This is a genomic window from Burkholderia sp. AU27893, from assembly GCF_002223205.1.
Taxonomy (GTDB): domain Bacteria; phylum Pseudomonadota; class Gammaproteobacteria; order Burkholderiales; family Burkholderiaceae; genus Burkholderia.
This window is the reverse complement of the sequence record NZ_NKFD01000002.1, coordinates 1,021,236-1,038,206: the sequence shown is the minus strand read 5'-3', so window position 1 is coordinate 1,038,206 and position 16,971 is coordinate 1,021,236. Positions and strand designations below refer to the sequence as shown.

At 65.6% G+C, this 16,971-nt stretch carries 19 protein-coding genes; 13 read left to right on the top strand and 6 right to left on the bottom strand.

Annotated features, from left to right (window positions below):
• The first annotated feature begins 421 nt into the window (after nt 1–421).
• From rpmH to yidC, 4 genes are all read left to right on the top strand, one after another.
• The gene (gene rpmH, locus CFB47_RS18045) at nt 422–556 is read left to right on the top strand and encodes a 50S ribosomal protein L34 (RefSeq protein WP_004198824.1); all 135 of its coding nucleotides are present in this window, start codon (nt 422–424) and stop codon (nt 554–556) included.
• A gap of 15 nt (nt 557–571) precedes the next feature.
• Nucleotides 572–1,033: a ribonuclease P protein component gene (gene rnpA, locus CFB47_RS18040; RefSeq protein WP_039364627.1), complete on the top strand. Its 462-nt coding sequence runs from the start codon at nt 572–574 to the stop codon at nt 1,031–1,033.
• Nucleotides 1,034–1,108: 75 nt separating this feature from the next.
• The gene (gene yidD, locus CFB47_RS18035) at nt 1,109–1,375 is read left to right on the top strand and encodes a membrane protein insertion efficiency factor YidD (RefSeq protein WP_006750110.1); all 267 of its coding nucleotides are present in this window, start codon (nt 1,109–1,111) and stop codon (nt 1,373–1,375) included.
• 8 nt (nt 1,376–1,383) lie between these two features.
• On the top strand, nt 1,384–3,048 hold the full coding sequence (yidC, locus tag CFB47_RS18030; protein WP_089461808.1) for a membrane protein insertase YidC: 1,665 nt from the start codon (nt 1,384–1,386) through the stop codon (nt 3,046–3,048).
• Nucleotides 3,049–3,153: 105 nt separating this feature from the next.
• On the opposite strand, the gene CFB47_RS18025 is transcribed toward yidC, so the two are convergent.
• The gene (locus CFB47_RS18025; protein ID WP_089461807.1) at nt 3,154–3,585 is read right to left on the bottom strand and encodes a helix-turn-helix domain-containing protein; all 432 of its coding nucleotides are present in this window, start codon (nt 3,583–3,585) and stop codon (nt 3,154–3,156) included.
• Between the two features lie 345 nt (nt 3,586–3,930).
• Here CFB47_RS18025 and mnmE point away from each other — a divergent pair, with 345 nt between their 5' ends.
• The 3 genes from mnmE to CFB47_RS18010 all read left to right on the top strand — a co-directional run bounded on the left by mnmE (nt 3,931) and on the right by CFB47_RS18010 (nt 7,161).
• Nucleotides 3,931–5,325: a tRNA uridine-5-carboxymethylaminomethyl(34) synthesis GTPase MnmE gene (mnmE, locus tag CFB47_RS18020; RefSeq protein ID WP_089461848.1), complete on the top strand. Its 1,395-nt coding sequence runs from the start codon at nt 3,931–3,933 to the stop codon at nt 5,323–5,325.
• A 171-nt stretch (nt 5,326–5,496) separates the two neighbouring features.
• Entirely contained in the window at nt 5,497–6,198 is a 702-nt protein-coding gene (locus tag CFB47_RS18015; protein WP_089461806.1) for a hypothetical protein, read from the top strand.
• Between the two features lie 186 nt (nt 6,199–6,384).
• Nucleotides 6,385–7,161, top strand: coding sequence for a hypothetical protein (locus tag CFB47_RS18010; protein ID WP_256946700.1), 777 nt, complete (start codon nt 6,385–6,387; stop codon nt 7,159–7,161).
• A gap of 95 nt (nt 7,162–7,256) precedes the next feature.
• Here CFB47_RS18010 and CFB47_RS41765 read toward each other — a convergent pair whose 3' ends face one another.
• From CFB47_RS41765 to CFB47_RS41220, 4 genes are all read right to left on the bottom strand, one after another.
• Nucleotides 7,257–7,385 carry a hypothetical protein gene (locus CFB47_RS41765; RefSeq protein ID WP_256946705.1) on the bottom strand — a complete coding sequence of 43 codons (129 nt, stop codon included), beginning with the start codon at nt 7,383–7,385 and terminating at the stop codon, nt 7,257–7,259.
• Nucleotides 7,386–7,547: 162 nt separating this feature from the next.
• Complete coding sequence (locus CFB47_RS18005) at nt 7,548–8,906, bottom strand: diguanylate cyclase (protein WP_089461804.1); 1,359 nt, start codon at nt 8,904–8,906, stop codon at nt 7,548–7,550.
• 109 nt (nt 8,907–9,015) lie between these two features.
• On the bottom strand, nt 9,016–9,264 hold the full coding sequence (locus tag CFB47_RS18000) for a DUF2795 domain-containing protein (RefSeq protein ID WP_089461803.1): 249 nt from the start codon (nt 9,262–9,264) through the stop codon (nt 9,016–9,018).
• A gap of 135 nt (nt 9,265–9,399) precedes the next feature.
• Nucleotides 9,400–9,570, bottom strand: a complete 171-nt coding sequence (locus tag CFB47_RS41220; RefSeq protein ID WP_039364617.1) for a hypothetical protein — start codon at nt 9,568–9,570, stop codon at nt 9,400–9,402.
• Between the two features lie 139 nt (nt 9,571–9,709).
• Here CFB47_RS41220 and speG point away from each other — a divergent pair, with 139 nt between their 5' ends.
• The 3 genes from speG to CFB47_RS17985 all read left to right on the top strand — a co-directional run bounded on the left by speG (nt 9,710) and on the right by CFB47_RS17985 (nt 11,846).
• Nucleotides 9,710–10,267 (top strand): spermidine N1-acetyltransferase, encoded by a 558-nt coding sequence (gene speG, locus CFB47_RS17995; RefSeq protein WP_089426678.1) that lies wholly within the window; start codon nt 9,710–9,712, stop codon nt 10,265–10,267.
• 487 nt (nt 10,268–10,754) lie between these two features.
• Nucleotides 10,755–11,102: a surface attachment protein Sap1 gene (gene sap1 / locus CFB47_RS17990; RefSeq protein ID WP_011353606.1), complete on the top strand. Its 348-nt coding sequence runs from the start codon at nt 10,755–10,757 to the stop codon at nt 11,100–11,102.
• A 189-nt stretch (nt 11,103–11,291) separates the two neighbouring features.
• The gene (locus tag CFB47_RS17985) at nt 11,292–11,846 is read left to right on the top strand and encodes a YaeQ family protein (RefSeq protein ID WP_089461802.1); all 555 of its coding nucleotides are present in this window, start codon (nt 11,292–11,294) and stop codon (nt 11,844–11,846) included.
• A 21-nt stretch (nt 11,847–11,867) separates the two neighbouring features.
• On the opposite strand, the gene CFB47_RS17980 is transcribed toward CFB47_RS17985, so the two are convergent.
• Complete coding sequence (locus CFB47_RS17980; protein ID WP_089461801.1) at nt 11,868–12,281, bottom strand: VOC family protein; 414 nt, start codon at nt 12,279–12,281, stop codon at nt 11,868–11,870.
• A 433-nt stretch (nt 12,282–12,714) separates the two neighbouring features.
• Between CFB47_RS17980 and ada the strand changes: the two genes are divergently transcribed.
• The 3 genes from ada to gshA all read left to right on the top strand — a co-directional run bounded on the left by ada (nt 12,715) and on the right by gshA (nt 16,902).
• Nucleotides 12,715–13,806: a bifunctional DNA-binding transcriptional regulator/O6-methylguanine-DNA methyltransferase Ada gene (ada, locus tag CFB47_RS17970; protein WP_089461799.1), complete on the top strand. Its 1,092-nt coding sequence runs from the start codon at nt 12,715–12,717 to the stop codon at nt 13,804–13,806.
• A complete protein-coding gene (locus CFB47_RS17965; RefSeq protein ID WP_089461798.1) occupies nt 13,803–14,762 on the top strand; it encodes a DNA-3-methyladenine glycosylase in 960 nt (319 codons plus the stop codon). Before ada ends, CFB47_RS17965 begins: the two co-directional genes overlap by 4 nt.
• Nucleotides 14,763–15,288: 526 nt before the next feature.
• Nucleotides 15,289–16,902: a glutamate--cysteine ligase gene (gene gshA / locus CFB47_RS17955; RefSeq protein WP_179258957.1), complete on the top strand. Its 1,614-nt coding sequence runs from the start codon at nt 15,289–15,291 to the stop codon at nt 16,900–16,902.
• The last annotated feature ends 69 nt before the right edge of the window (nt 16,903–16,971 follow it).

The following is a 16,971-nucleotide window of genomic DNA, read 5'->3' as shown; positions in this document are numbered from 1 at the left end:
CAAGTAACTGTCGTTTTTTGCGTGCACAGCGCGGCTCGCCGGCGCCCTTGTCGCGGTAGCGCAACAAGGCCCGAAGCGGTCGTGCGAGCGTGCCTCGGACGCCTGCGTCACAGTGTTGGAGGGGCAGGCGCGAGCCGAAGCGGCGTGCGGGATTCTTGGAGATAAGGCGAGATTCTACCGCCAAACGCGGCCACAGCGCGAGTTATCCACAGGCCGGTTGTGTGGGGCGCGGGGGCGGATCGCGCGGGGCGGGCACAGGCGATCGACTCCTAAAGTATTGACCGTCAACGGAAAAACGGTTTAAATAGCGGGTTCCGCGAAAACCAATCCTGTATTCCCGGCGATTGCGTTCGCCCGAATGCCTCCGGTTAAGGGCACGCGGTCCCCTGAATTTCGACATTCTCGAACAAGTGAGAACATCATGAAACGTACTTACCAACCGTCCGTGACGCGCCGCAAGCGCACCCATGGCTTCCGTGTCCGCATGAAGACGGCAGGTGGCCGCAAGGTCATCAACGCTCGCCGCGCGAAGGGCCGCAAGCGCCTCGCCATCTAAGGCAGGTTGCGCGCTGTGTCCGCCGTCCGCAGTCCTGCGGAAGGTGCCGTCGAGCCGGGTGCGAATCCGTCGCAGACGAAAGCCGCCTTCCCGAAAGCTGCGCGACTTCTGAAAACGGATGAATTTTCATCCGTTTTTCGTTTGCGCCCCTGGCGGCGCTCCGCGCACTTCGTGATTTACGGCAAGCCGACCGGTCAGCCCGCGCGTCTGGGGCTCGTCGTCGGCAAGAAGTATGCGCCGCGTGCAGTAACACGTAACCTCGTGAAGCGGCTGGCGCGCGATCAGTTTCGCCTGCGCCGGGCCGAATTCGCCGGTTACGACCTGCTGCTGCGGCAGCACACGCGCTTCGACAAGAAAGCGCTGCCGAGCGCGGCTTCCGCCCCGCTCGCGGCGATGTGCGCGGCCGAGATTCGCGAACTGCTCGACAGGGCAGTCCGGGAGATCGCCCGCCGTGCGTCGAAGCCCGCGTCCGAGTGACGCATCCGTGCCCGGTGCGGCGTTCGCGCCTGCCCGGCCGGTTTTGACGCGGCGCCGAACGGCGTCGCCCAAGGTATGGAAACGGTATTGATCGCCTTGCTGCGCTTCTACAAGGTTGCCGTGAGCCCGATGCTCGGCAACCGTTGCCGTTTTTATCCTTCCTGTTCGGATTACGCGCGCGAGGCAATCCAGTATCATGGCGCCGCGCGCGGCACGTATCTCGCCGTCAGGCGCGTGTGCCGATGCCATCCGTTTTCCGCGGGCGGCATCGACCTCGTCCCGCCGCCCAACTCCGACACTCGCGCTCGCGGCGAAGCCGACGCGCGGTCCCATCGACTCTGAGACAACGCATGGATATCAAACGCACCGTCCTATGGGTGATCTTCTTCATGTCAGCTGTCATGCTGTACGACAACTGGCAGCGGGACCATGGACGCCCGTCGATGTTCTTCCCGAGCGCCACGCAGACGGCCCCCGCGGCCGCTGCCGGCGGTGCATCGGGCACGGGCGCGACGACGACCGCAGGTGAAGTGCCTGCCGCCGCAGCCGGCGCCGCACCGTCGACGACGGCACCGGCCGCCCAGGCGCAGCTCGTGAAGTTCTCGACCGACGTGTACGACGGCGAAATCGACACGCGCGGCGGCACGCTCGCGAAGCTGACGCTGAAGAAGCAGGGCGACGGCAAGCAGCCCGACCTGTACATCACGCTGTTCGACCACACGGCCGGCCACACGTATCTCGCACGCTCGGGCCTGCTCGGCGGCGATTTCCCGAACCACAACGACGTCTACACGCAGCAGAATCCGGGCACGACGTCGCTGACGGGTGACCAGAACGCGCTGAAGCTGTCGTTCGAATCGCCGGTGAAGGGCGGCGTGAAGGTCGTGAAGACCTACACGTTCACGCGCGGCAGCTACGTGATCGGCGTCGACACCAAGATCGACAACGTCGGCACGGCACCGGTCACGCCGACGGTCTACATGGAACTGGTGCGCGACAACACGGCCGTCGAAACGCCGATGTTCTCGCATACGTTCCTCGGGCCGGCGGTCTACACGGATGCGAAGCACTTCCAGAAGATCAACTTCAGCGACCTCGACAAGAACAAGGCCGACTACGTGACCTCCGCCGACAACGGTTGGGTCGCGATGGTGCAGCACTACTTCGCGTCGGCCTGGATTCCGCAGCAGGGCGTGAAGCGCGACATCTACGCTGAAAAGATCGATCCGACGCTGTACCGCGTCGGTGTGAAGCAGCCGGTCGCCGCGATTGCGCCGGGCCAGTCGGCCGACGTGCAGGCCCGCCTGTTCGCCGGTCCGGAAGAAGAGCGCATGCTCGAAGGCATCGCGCCGGGCCTGGAACTCGTGAAGGACTACGGCTGGGTGACGATCATCGCGAAGCCGCTGTTCTGGCTGCTCGAGAAGATCCACGGCTACATCGGCAACTGGGGCTGGTCGATCGTGCTGCTGACGATCCTGATCAAGGCCGTGTTCTTCCCGCTGTCGGCGGCGAGCTACAAGTCGATGGCGCGGATGAAGGAAATCACGCCGCGCATGCAGGCGCTGCGCGAACGCTTCAAGAGCGATCCGCAGAAGATGAACGCCGCGCTGATGGAGCTTTACAAGACCGAGAAGGTCAATCCGTTCGGCGGCTGCCTGCCGGTCGTGATCCAGATCCCGGTGTTCATCTCGCTGTACTGGGTGCTGCTCGCGTCGGTCGAAATGCGCGGTGCGCCGTGGGTGCTGTGGATTCACGACCTGTCGCAGCGCGATCCGTTCTTCATCCTGCCGGTGCTGATGGCTGTCTCGATGTACGTGCAGACGAGCTTGAACCCGACGCCGCCGGACCCGGTCCAGGCGAAGATGATGAAGTTCATGCCGATCGCGTTCTCGGTGATGTTCTTCTTCTTCCCGGCCGGCCTCGTGCTGTACTACGTCGTGAACAACGTGCTGTCGATCGCACAGCAGTACTACATCACGCGCAAGCTCGGCGGGGCCAAGAAGAAACCGGCCTGACGCCCGTTGCACACGCGGGGCGGCGCGTTCGCCCCGCGATGCACGAAAAAAAGCCGCATGGTTCGCCCATGCGGCTTTTTTGCTTTTTGCGGATCCGGTGCGGGCTCAGCCCTTCTTCGCTTCGCTCGCGTCGCCGTAGAACTGCTCGACCAGTTCCTGCACGAGGTAGCGATGATGCGGCGACAACGCTTCGATCTTCGACGCGAGTTCGATCGTCTCGGGCGTCGGCGGATAGCGCTCGTCGCGTGGCAGCGGTTGCGGCGTCGGGTGTTCGATCACGCTCGGCGACGGGCCGTAATGCAGCCAGTGGACTTCGACGCGCAGCCATTCGGCGAGCGTGACGAGTTTGTCCGACGTCGGGATCGTGCGGCCCGTCAGCCATTTGTGCGCGGTTTGCGGCGAAACGGGCTGCGCTCCGCGGTGGCGCAGATTGAATCGGTTCGCCAGCTCCGTCGCACCGGTGACCTTCTCCGGGCTGCGCCGCAGGGCGAATTTCAGGCGTTCCGAGAACGCGGCTTTTTCTTCGGATGTCGGCATGGGAGAGATTGTGCAATTCCACCGTCGTGTCCCAGACAACCATTCAGGATAAACATAACTCGTTCAGACGAATCCCGGTCTTGATCGAGGTGGGTGCTGGAATTAAGGGCCGCAGCGTTAGGCCGCTCCAGCAGGCATACTCGTCCGAAATGGTGGCTGCGACATGGCGCCTGGATGATACCTGGCTTATCCCCGGCGGGATAAATTCGAGCGTGTCCGAATCCTGAGCGGCGGCCGGTGACGGGTGTGCCGGCACGCTACAATGCCGGCGTTCCGATGCCCGAACTGTTGCGCGGGCGCACCATATTCACCGATTACCTGATTCATCCAATTCATCCGATTCCCATGCTTGCTACCGATTCCGATCCGATCGTCGCCATTGCCACTGCTGCCGGCCGGGGGGGCATCGGGGTCGTCCGCGTGTCGTTCGGGCGCGGCGGCGAGGCGGCCGCGTTGCCGCTGATCGACGCGTTGTGCGGGCAGAAGCTCGCGCCGCGCCATGCGAGCTATGTGCCGTTCCTCGACGAGCACGGCGCGCCGCTCGACCGCGGGATCGCGCTGTACTTTCCGGCACCGCATTCGTACACGGGCGAGCACGTGCTCGAGCTGCAGGGGCACGGCGGGCCGATCGTGATGCAACTCCTGTTGCAGCGCTGCCTCGATGCGGGGCGCGGTTTCGGGCTGAGGCTTGCGGAGCCCGGCGAATTCACGCGACGCGCGTTCCTGAACGACAAGCTCGACCTCGCGCAGGCCGAGGCCGTTGCCGACCTGATCGAGGCGAGCACCGAAGCCGCCGCGCGTTCGGCCGGGCGCTCGCTCGACGGCGCGTTCTCGCGGCAGATCCATGCGCTTGTCGACGACGTGATCACGCTGCGGATGCTGGTCGAGGCGACGCTCGATTTTCCGGAAGAAGAGATCGATTTCCTAGAGGCGGCCGACGCGCGCGGCAAGCTCGCGAAGATCCGCACGCAGCTCGCGCACGTGCTGGGTGATGCGCGGCAGGGGGCGTTGCTGCGCGAAGGGTTGTCGGTCGTGCTCGCCGGGCAGCCGAACGTCGGCAAGTCGTCGTTGCTGAATGCGCTGGCCGGCGCGGAGCTGGCGATCGTCACACCGATCGCGGGCACGACGCGCGACAAGGTTGCGCAGACGATCCAGGTCGAAGGGATTCCGCTGCACATCATCGATACGGCCGGGCTGCGCGAGACGGAGGACGAGGTCGAGCGGATCGGTATCGCGCGCACGTGGAGCGAGATCGAGCGGGCGGATGTCGTGCTGCATCTGCTGGATTCGCGCACGGGGATGACGCCGGATGACGAGACGATCGCAGCGCGGTTCCCGGGCGGCGTGCCGGTGGTGCGCGTGCTGAACAAGACGGATCTGACCGGTGTGGCGGCGTGTGTGGAGCATCCGGCGGCGGAGGGCGATCTGACCGAGGTGCATCTGTCGGCGAAGCGCGGCGACGGGATCGACATGCTGCGTGCGGAGTTGCTGCGGATTGCAGGGTGGCAGGCGGGGGCCGAGGGCGTTTATCTTGCGCGCGAGCGGCATCTGATCGCGCTGCGGGCCGCGCAGGAGCATCTCGCGCAGGCAGCGGATCATGCGGAGCAAAGGGCGCAGTCGCTCGATCTGTTTGCCGAGGAATTGCGACTCGCGCAGGAACAGCTCAACGCGATTACCGGGGAATTCACTTCGGATGATCTGCTGGGGGTGATTTTCAGCAGGTTTTGTATTGGGAAGTAACGCGTGGGCATGTGAAGTTCGACGCATCCCGCGCGGCGCGTCATTCGTTTTTAACCGAAACATCCGATCACGATCGCTCTCCCGTTCGCCTCACCCGGCCTGTCGTAAAATCGTCCGGCCGGGCAATCTCGACATAACAAATCCCGGCGTCAAAACAAAGAGAGGGCATGTATGGGATTCGGATTCGGAAAGCGCCGCGAGTCATCCGGCAACTCGACCGTCGACCTGACGAAAAACCAGCACTCGCGAGCGAATGACCGCTTCGCCGTGGATCTCGCGTTACGTCGCGCGTTGGCAGTCTTCGAGTGTTGCGCATCGCACGGCGCTTATATTGAGCTCAACGATGCCAACGTCGGGTGGGACTATCTAAAAGAAAAAGGCCTGATTTCGACCGATCTGGATGTCGAATGGAACGAATTGGAGCGCATCCTGCTGGCCTACTACAACGCTGGCGTTCTCACCGCATCGGATAAAGACCGCGTCCGACACCTGGTGGACGTCATCGAGGCACAACTCCGGGCCGTGCGTGGCGAGGTGGTGGGCGTCGTGGATGCCGTTTCCGCACTCAATCTCGCGCAGCTCAAATATCCGTCGAAGAGCTGGATTGGCGATGGCATATTCGCTGCCGTGTTCGGCGCGATGGGCGGCGCGATCATCGGTACCGCGGCTGGCAGGTTCGCAGACGATACGACGGCCGTGACCAATGTCGTCTTCGTCCTCGTGATCCTCGGTTCGATTCTCTTCGCGCGCTACCGCCACCAGAAGCGCATTGTCGCGGCCGACGCGAAAATCGCGGCGGCACGAGCCGAGGTCGATCGGCTCGTCGTCCGGAATCTGTCTCCTTCGGCGGAAGTCTCGTCCGTCGCCGCCTGACAGTCTTGCCAGAGGGCTCGCCATCGCACCGGATGCGACATTGCGCCGGGCCGAACGAGCCGACACCCGACGCGGTCGCGCTTGCCTGGCGAGTGCATCCGCGCCGCGCGATCGCCATCGGGCGACGTGCGGTGCCGAGCGTCGTAGCAAGCCGACCGATCCTGCTTTCTCGCACGACCGCCAACCATGCCCCTGTCTCGCCGCCATTTCCTTGCCACCCTTCCCATGCTGCTGGGACTGGCTGCCCGCGCGGCATCGGGTGCGCCCACCCCGCCGCGATCGATCGACCGCAACGCGATCATCCGCGCTGTCTTCGCCGAGGGTGCGGCACGTCCCGACCTGGCCGCGCGTCACGTCGCGCTGATGAACCGGCTTCGCGTGATGTGGGTGCCCGTCGAATCCGGTGCGCCCGGTATCGATCCGTCGCAGCCGCTGATCGGCGAAGGGCCGCCGATCGCGCTGGCCAAGGCGGCACTCAAAACCGACGACGAGGCGCTCGCCATTCGCACGCTGGCCGAACTGGGTCAGCTCGTGCCGCAGTTCGTGGCGAAGGCCGGCTCGCTTGCACCGGGGCAATACACGATCCCGCCGGCGCTGCGCAAACTGTTTGCATTCAAGGAAAGCGGTGTCGACGCGTCGGGCCGTTTCCAGTTTCGCGCCGCGCATCTCGCCGTGCTGAGGGGCGCCAACTGGAGGGCGGTCGATTCGGATGCGATCGAGGATGTGCTGGGCGAAGGGGATTTCTGGCCGATGCCCTACATTGACGGCAAGCGGCCGTATGGCGACCGTACCTACTATCAGTTCGACATGGCCGAGCTACTGGGCGAGCCATACAAGCGGGATGGGCGAGGCAATCTGGTCGCGGAAGCGAAAAAGGATGCGCGGCTCGAACGTCTGCACTACGAAACGCTCGCTGCGCTGCAGGTATTTCTGATGCACGCCAGGTTGACCCGCCCGGCCTGATCATGTTGCGGTTAAGAGTGTCGATGCAGGCGAATCGCCCGCTCGCGACGACGCTTCAGCCATCCGTCTGCTGAAGCGTGCCGCGCTTCACGGCATCAATCCCAGTCCCAATGATGATGGTGGTAGTAGCCGCCACCACCGTAATACCCGCCACCATCCGGCACCACGATACAGCCGCTCAACAGCACGGCGACACCGGCAATCAGCAAAAGGGTCTTCTTCATCGCGTTCACCTGCATGGGTTCAATATGAAACCCAGCATAGCGAGCGCCCGCGACACCGGCTGTAAGCGATCGTTTCCCTGGTCAGCAATCCGTAACGGCGGATTATTCCGGTCACAATGACCGTAACAAATCCCCGAAGAACCCCTGAAACCGCAGACGTTTTCAGGCGGTGACGACCCTGTTTCGCCCCGTATCCTTCGCACGATACAGCGCGGCATCGGCGGCTTCGATCAACGCATCGGGTGTCGACAGATCGTCGGGCGACACGGTCGCGCAGCCGACGCTCACGCTCACGCGTCCGGCGGGTGCGGTCGGCATCGCGAGATCGAGCCGTAGCACCGCTTCACGCGCTTCCTCGGCGACCAGCCGCGCACCGCGCGCGCCTGTGTTCGGCAGCACGATCGCGAACTCCTCGCCGCCGTAACGCGCGACCATGTCCGCCGGCCGCCGCACCGCGCCGGCCAGCGCATTCGCGACCGCGATCAGGCACGCGTCGCCCTTCACGTGGCCGAACGCGTCGTTGTACGCCTTGAAGCGATCGACGTCGACCATCAGCAGCGACAGCGGTTCGCCTTGCCGTCGCGCCTGCAGGAACAGCGTGTGGAAATGATCGTTGAAGTGCATGCGGTTGAACGCGCCCGTCAGGCCGTCGCGGGCGGACGAATGGATCAGTGTCGCGTGCGCCTCGAACAGCCGCTGGTACAGCATCGTCACTTCCCACGCGAGCACGCATACGAGCACGCCCGGCGTGAACATGCTGAACACGCGCGCGAGGTACCAGCCGACCGTGAAGCGATGGGTGCTCATCAGGTTCAGCGTCGTGTCGGTGAGGCATGCGAGCACCGCGATCGCGAGCCACAGGTCAAGCGTCGTACGCAGCCGGCCGGTGGCCAGCACGGCCACGAGCGCCAGCGCATTGAGCAGCCACACGATCAACGCGACGGTGTTGACGGGCAGCAGGGCCGCGTCGCCGGGCGGATGAAACGCGGGCGGCAGCGACACGTTCAGCGCGAACAGGCACAGCAGCCCGGCGACGACCGCCGGCCCGCCGATCAGCACGACCGTCCACCAGCGTGTCTGCTGCGCGCCGATCGGGGCGCGCGCCAGCCGCTCGCGCGCGAGCAGCGCGACCATCACGAATCCCGGGAAGCCGGCATGCCAGAAGATCCACATCCACGCGGCGCTTTGCGGTTGCGCGCCGAATAACCCGTGCGGCGCGAACACGCCGGGAAAGGTGAGCAGCTGTAATGCGACGGCGAGCGCGGTAAACGCGTAGGCGCCGCCGAGCGCGCCGAGCACCGGCTGGCGCGTCACGGTGAACTGAGCTCCGAGAAAGAACGCCGCGATGCTCGCGGTGGTGAACACGGTGAGCGCGCACATCGGCATGAACGGCTCGACGGCCGGCAGCTCGACGTTCGCGTGCGGCGCGGCGATCCCGAGCGCGAGCACGATGACGAGCGCCGTCAGTGCGCCGAACCAGAGCTGACGGCGTGTCGTGTGCTGGATCAGGATGCCTTCCATGGAATTCCCCGGGCACGTAGGCGGAAACACCCGGTCTTGCGCCGGGCGACAGGCAGCCGGCCGCTGCGCGACCGGTGCGGCCTGATCCTATCGCGTTATGGGGGCGCGCTCAAACCCCGAGGCCGGGGCCGAAGTTGCCGGCGACCCATTGCGTGACGGCGTTGACGTCCGCGTAGTCCTGTTCGGGCAGGCCGTCGAGCATCGCGAGCACTTCGTTGCTGGCGCCGGCGTCGCGCGCGGCATCGACGATCGCATCCTTGTTGGCCGGGTAGCGGATGGCTGCCAGCACGTCGGCGATCTGCAGGTCGATCGTTTCGCTGGGAATGTCGTGCGGAGGTTGGGCGGGCTGGTCGTTCACGGCGGCGTCTCGCGGAGTGAGCGGATCAAGTGGGAATCGGATCGAGGCGAAATTCGGGGGCTTAACAGGGTGCGTCACGCGTTCGCGTGCCAAGGCGGCCGGGCCGGCACGCCTCGCGGATGAACGGCAATCGACTCAATGCCCGCGTCGCACGCGGCGCCACGGATGCTTCCAGTCGATGTGCGGTGCGTTTTCGTCGCGCGGATGCTGGCGCCGATGTTCCTGCCAAAGTTCGTCGGAAAACAGTGCCGCGACGATCACGAGCGGCAGCACGAGGAATATTCCGAGTATGACTTGCTCGAACACGATAGCCTCCTTGCGGTGGCAGGAACCCTTGCTCCCATTCTAGGCTCTGAACGTCGCCCGCGTTCAATTTCTTACAGTGCGAAACAGGCCCGGATGCGGCCTTGCCGCACGTACGCCGGCATCAAAAAAGGACATGAACATGCAACTCCAGAACGATACCAACACGCTCGCGCTGCGGCCGCTGGAGCGCCAGGACCTGCGCTTCGTCCACGAGCTGAACAACGACGCGAAGATCATGCGCTACTGGTTCGAGGAGCCGTACGAAACCTTCTCGGAACTGTCACAACTGTACGACCGCCACGTGCACGACCAGCGCGAGCGCCGTTTCGTCGCGGTCGATGCGCAAGACGAACTGGTCGGCCTCGTCGAGCTGATCGAGCTCGACTACATCCATCGACGCGGCGAGTTCCAGATCATCATCGCGCCGCAACGCCAGGGGCGCGGCTATGCGGGCCAGGCGACGCGCCTTGCGATCGAGTACGCGTTCAAGGTGCTGAACATGCGCAAGCTGTACCTGATCGTCGATACGTCGAATGCGGCGGCGATTCACGTGTACGAGAAATGTGGATTCCAGCACGAGGCGGAATTGAAGGAAGAATTTTTCGGAAACGGCGCGTATCACAACGCTTATCGCATGTGCATTTTTCAGCGCGATTATTTCGAGCGCCAGCAAGCTACCCAGAATAAGGCAGGGTAAACACGCTGGCGAAAGGCGCTTGCGGCGGGGCTTCGCGGGCGCTGAAACCATGCGGAGGACTACGGATAAATACGGATTCGCTTATACCTGGCATTTTTCTTGTATCAGGTAAATGCGATTCCGCGTTGCGGTAAAGTCGAATCGTTTCGGATGACTTTATGTGCGGCGCATCAAAATGATCCGGATAGCGAAATGGATTATCCAAACCGTTCAATCGCCGCATTGTAACTTTGATGAAAGTCTTGCTGAGTAACGCTTTCCGCCCGGCGGCGCGAGCCGGTTCGTCGGGCGGTGCGCGTCGTCGTGTCTGCGCAGGGTGACAAAACCAGGCTGCGCACGGGGTGCGACAATCCGCCGCTATTGCGGTCGCACAACAAATGTGCTTGCTATCGCTTGCCGGTCTTCTAAAGTGAAAAACGCGGGTTCACGATCACCTTTAAACACATAGCTAACCCAAGCCTGGTGCCCGCAAGCCTGGAGACAGAACATGATGAAACGTACCGGTATCCTTTTTGCCCTCGTCGGCGCATTTTGCGCGGTGTCGATTGCCCAAGCCGGCGGCGATTCGGCCGTCAAGCCGAAGCAGGAAATCCAGTTGACGAAGAACGCATGGGGCTGCCTGTCGAAAGACAATCTGGACTCCGTACTGAGTCATGAGCGTGACGGCAAGTCGCAGGCGAAGCAGCAATACTTCGACGATTACCGGTGCCTGTCGGTACCGGAAGGCCAGCGTTTCCGCGTGGTGTCGGTCGACCAGGGCGACGTGCAGTTCGTCAGCGCCGACAACAGCGACCAGCAAGGTCTCTGGACCGATTCGCGCTTCGTCAAGCAATAACCGTCCACTCACCGCGCCGTCACACGACGCGCGAGCGCGCCGGCCCGATGAGCCGGCGGCGCGAACCGAACACGGCCCGGCCCATGCCGGGCCGTTGCGCTGTGGGTGGCGCATGACACGCGCCGGACGGCCCGCATTCGGTATCATCACGGCCCGACCGAACCGAATGCCCGCCCGGGCTGACTCCGCATGGCGCTGAAATCCACGATCTACAAAGCCGAACTGCAAATCGCCGACATGGATCGGCATTACTACGCCGATCACGCGCTGACGGTGGCGCGCCATCCGTCCGAAACCGACGACCGGATGATGGTGCGCATCGTCGCGTTCGCGCTGTTCGCGCACGAGCGGCTCGAATTCTGCAAGGGGCTGTCGGACGTCGACGAGCCCGATCTGTGGCAGAAGGACCTGACCGGCGCGATCGACGTCTGGATCGAAGCCGGCCAGCCCGACGAGCGGCGCATCTCGAAGGCGGCCGGCCGCGCCGGGCAGGTCACGGTGATCGCATATGGCGGCAAGACGTCGGATATCTGGTGGCAGGGCGTGCGCAGCAAGGTCGAGCGGCTGCGCAACGTGCAGGTGCTGTCGCTGAACGACGGTGTCGCGGCCGCGCTCGGGAAACTCGCGGAGCGCACGATGCGTCTGCAATGCACGGTGCAGGACGGCGCCGCGTGGATCTCAAGCGCCGACCACGATCCGGTGGCGGTCGAGTGGACGGTGCTGAAGCCGCGCGCGGACGCGTGACGGCCCGCGTGCCGGCCGCGTTCAGCCGATCGCGGCCGGCGGCCCCTTGAATTCGAGCATGTTGCCTTCCGGGTCGAACAGGTAGATCGACGGCCCGTAGCCGCCGGCGCCGTAGCGTTCCGCGGGCGCGCCCGGCCGCGCGCCATGCGTGGCGAAATGGGCGGTCAATGCGTCGGGATCGAACGGCTCGACGCGCAGGCACAGGTGATCGAGATTGCGTCCCGTGCCGGGCGGGCCGCTGTCGGGACGGTCGATCGGGCCGCCGACCGACAGCAGGTCGATCAGCGCGTCGCCGGCGCGCAGTTGCACGAGGCCCAGATCGGGCTGTTCCTTCTCCACATGGCAGCCGACGGCGTCGCAGTAAAAGCGTGTCATCGCGGCCATGTCGGTCACGCGCAGCACGATGTGATCGATCGCGCGGATGGTCGGTTTCATGGGCAAGGCTCTCCTTCGCAGTCCACGAGCATCGAGTGTAGACGCATCGCGCCTGCGCCGCCCGCCGGAACGCGGCACAATCGACGGACGAAAAAAAGCCCGTTCACGCAGAGCGGAACGGGCTTAATCCATATCAGGAGGAGACATGGAGGAGACAGTTCCAACTATACACACGGCGATGGTGCGACGCAATATTCCCAATGCAAAAAAACGTCAGGACGGCGATTTGTCGCATCCGCACTGCAGCAAAAGGGTGACGGAATGATGACGAAAACCGCGCCGGAACAGCCGGCGCGCGTGTTTTGTCGGATTTATTTTCAGGCGATGCGCCCCCGATTATCGGAGCCCGAATCACAGAGCAAGATTCAGGGCGCGACGGCACGTGCCGATGTCTAGAGTAGGCACCATCTACACTAGAGAGTGCGAGGTTCAGATGAAAACCGCCTATCCGACCGATGATGCCCGCTGGGGCGCCGTCACCGAGCGCGATCCGCATGCGGACGGCGCGTTCTTCTACGCCGTGAGCACGACCGGCGTGTTCTGCCGCCCGACCTGCGCGTCGCGGCTGCCGCGTCGCGAAAATGTGTCCTTCTTCGCCGATACGGCCGCCGCGCGTGCGGCCGGCTTCCGGCCCTGCAAGCGCTGCCAGCCGGAAGGGCTGCCGCGCGAGCTCGAGATCGTCAACCGCGCGTGCGCGGTGCTCGACGCGCAGGCCGAGCGGCTCACGCTGCAGCAACTGAGCGATGCCGTGCACGTGAGCCCGTTTCATCTTCAGCGGCTCTTCAAGCGCGTGGTCGGCGTGTCGCCGCGGCAGTACCAGGCCGCGCAGCGCGGTGCCGCGCTACGGCAGGCGCTGCAAAGCGGGCAGCCGGTCACGCAGGCGGCCGTCGACGCGGGCTTCAACTCGCCGTCGCGGCTCTATGCGTCGGTGCCGCGCGAGCTCGGGATGGCGCCGTCGGCGTTCCGTCGGCAGGGCGCCGGTCTGCGGATCGACTATGCAACCGCATCGACGTCGCTCGGCACCGTGCTCGTCGCCGCGACCGAGCAGGGCATCTGCCGGATCGCGTTCGGTGACGAACCGGCAGCCCTCGTCGGCGAGCTGAAGGACGCGTTCGCGCGCGCCGAGCTGGTCGAAGCGTCGGCACGGCTCGCGCCGTTCGTCACGCAGATCCGCGCGTACCTGGACGGCACGCGGCACGCATTCGACCTGCCGCTCGACATCGCGCCGACCGCATTCCAGCAGCGTGTATGGGAAGCGCTGACGCATATTCCGTACGGCGAAACGCGCAGCTACTCGGAGATCGCCGAGGCGCTGGGTGCGCCGCGCGCGGTGCGTGCCGTCGCGTCCGCGTGTGCGTCGAATCCGGTCGCGCTCGCGATCCCGTGCCACCGCGTCGTACAGAAGGGCGGCGCGCTTTCCGGGTATCGTTGGGGTGTGCGCCGCAAGGCGACGCTGCTCGCGGCCGAAGCGCGTCATGTGCACGACGATCAAACCGAATCCGTTGCGGAGGGCAGCGCAGTTTGAGCATCGCAAAAACAACCATCACCTCCATCGTGAACGGCGGCCATGTGCCGCCGTCCGCGCAAATGGAACTGCGCTTCCATGCGCCTTACGACTGGGCGCGCGTGTTGCGCTTTTTCAGCGGGCGCGCGATTCCGGGTGTCGAGCAGGTGGCGGACGGCGTGTATCGCCGCATCGTCGACCTGCACGGCGATGCCGGCCGGCTCACGGTCGCGAAACATCCGCGCAAGCACTGCCTGGTCGCGACGGTCGAAGGCGCGGTCGCGCGTCACGTCGACGATGCGTTCGCCATGCGCGTCGCGACGATGTTCGACCTCGGCGCCGATCCGGCCGCGATCGGCAGCGGGCTCGCGCGCGATCCGTGGTTCGCGCCGCTCGTCGAGGCCGCGCCGGGGCTGCGTGTGCCGGGCGCATGGTCGGGGTTCGAGCTGGCCGTGCGCGCGATCGTCGGCCAGCAAGTGAGCGTGAAGGCCGCGACGACGATCGTCGGCCGGCTCGTCGAACGGGCCGGCGAGCGTGTGGTTCAGGAGGACGACGGCATGCCCGCATGGCGTTTCCCGACGCCCGATGCGCTGGCCGCGTGCGCTCTCGACAAGATCGGGATGCCCGGCAAGCGGGTGGCGGCCCTGACGGGCGTGGCGCGTGCGGTGGCGGCCGGCGACGTGCCGGTCGATCGCGAGCACGCCGATCTCGCGACGCTGCGCAGTGCGTGGCTCGATCTGCCCGGCATCGGCCCGTGGACCGTCGAATACATCGCGATGCGTGCCTGGCGCGATCCGGACGCGTGGCCGGCCTCCGATCTCGTGCTGATGCAGTCGATCGCCGCGCGCGATCCGGCGCTCGACCGGCTCGCGACCCAGAAGCACCGCACCGAAGGCTGGCGGCCGTGGCGCGCGTACGCGGCGCTGCATTTGTGGAATGAGGTGGCCGACCGGGCGGGCGGCGCGCGCGGCGGGTGACCGCTGTGGCTGCGGCCGGGTGCGACCGGGCGAGGCCGCGATGCAACCCGTTGCGCAGGTCATGCCGACCTGCGTAGGCTCACCGCCGGACACCGGACACCGGACACCGGACACCGGACACCGGACACCGGACACCGGACACCGGACACCGGACACCGGCCGTCACGGCAATTCCGCGCATCCGTCGTCGGCCGGATACCGTGCGCGCGATGCCCACTTACCCCGCTTTCCGCGATCGGTTCAGCGGCAGGGTTGCACCTGCCGCCACCCGTTCGCGCATCACGTTCCGTCCGACGAATTCGCGTAACCGGCGTGCCCGTGGCCGCCGGATGGAACCGGTCGCAGAGGCGGCGACCGCCGCGACCGGCCCGTCCGGCGGCCCGCTCCGGCCTGCGCATCATGCCCCGCGCCACCTCAAGCGCGTGTTTCGGCGAGATGTTAAAGTGCCCGCTACCAACGAAGCGACCAACAATCCAGCCGGCCGCGCGCGGCGTTCTGCGCGCGGCCGTCACGCACTTGCGTCTCCATGTCGAACACCATGACTCACCGCCAGTCCGAACTGCTGCTGAATCGCCTCGACGCGCTGAGCTCGGGCCCGACGCGGCAGCATCTGCCCGACGGCCTGCGCGGCATCGAAAAGGAAAGCCTGCGCGTGACGCGCGACGGGATGATCGCGTTCACGCCGCATCCGCGCGCGCTCGGGTCGGCGCTCACGCATCCGGCGCTGACGACCGACTATTCCGAAGCGCTGATCGAGCTGATCACGCCCGCGGAAGGCGACGCCGCGATCACGCTCGAACGTCTCGACGATCTGCATCGCTACGTGTACGCGTCGCTCGGCGACGAGATGCTGTGGAACGACTCGATGCCCGGCCTGCTGCCGGCCGACGACCAGATCCCGATCGCCGACTACGGCACGTCGAACATCGGCCGCCTGAAGACGGTGTACCGGCGCGGCCTCGCGTACCGCTACGGCCGCACGATGCAGTGCATCGCGGGCATCCACTACAACTACTCGCTGCACGAGGAAGTGTGGCGGCGCCTGCATGCGGACGAGGGCTCGACGGCCACGCTCGTCGATTACCAGTCGGAGCGCTATCTCGCGCAGATCCGCAACTTCCGCCGCCGCAGCTGGCTGCTGATGTACCTGTTCGGCGCGTCGCCCGCGCTCGACACGAAGTTCCTGCGCGGCAAGCCGCACAAGCTCGACACGTTCGATGCCGATACGCTGTACCTGCCGCATGCGACGAGCCTGCGGATGAGCGATCTCGGCTACTCGAACACGACCGCCCAGGCCGCGCTGCACGTCGACTACAACACGCTGCCCGGCTATCTCGACGCGCTGTCGAAGGCCGTGAGCGAGCCGTATCCGGCGTATGAAGCGATCGGCACGCATCGCGACGGCGAGTGGATTCAGATCAACACGAACGTGCTGCAGATCGAGAACGAGTTCTACTCGACGATCCGGCCGAAGCGCGTCACGTATTCGGGCGAGCGGCCGCTGCATGCGCTCGCGTCGCGCGGTGTGCAGTACATCGAGGTCCGCTGTCTCGACATCGATCCGTTCGAGCCGACCGGCATCGCACTGGAAACCGCGCGCTTCATCGACGCGTTCCTGCTCGCGTGCGCGCTCGACGAGAGCCCGGCGCTCGACTGCCCCGCGTACAAGGAAGCAAACGCGAACTTCGGCAGCGTGACGATGGAAGGGCGCAAGCCGGGGCTCACGCTGCAGCGCGACGGCCAGCCGGTCACGCTGCAGGCTTGGGCGGACGACCTGATGGCCGATATCGAAACCGTCGGCCGTCGTCTCGACGAAATCCGCGGCGGCGACGAGCATGTGCGCGCAATCGCCGCGCAACGCGAGAAGCTCGCCGATCCGGAGCGCACGCCGTCCGCGCGCGTGCTGCGCACGATGCGCGAGCGTGGCCAGTCGTTCCTCGGGTTCGCGCTGGCGCAGAGCGAAGCGCATGCCGCGCATTTCCGTGCGCGTCCGCCGTCGGCGGAGACGCTGCGCACCGAGCAGGCGCTCGCCGCGAAATCGCTGGCCGAGCAGGCCGAGCTCGAAGCGAAGGAGGCCGGATCGTTCGATGCGTTCGTCGCGGCCTATCGCGCCTATACGCTGAACCGCTTCAGCGTGTGATGTCTGCGCACGTGCATCGCGCCGGTCGGCGCGGTGCGCGATGCGTCTCTCCGTCGCCGGTCAGCGCGC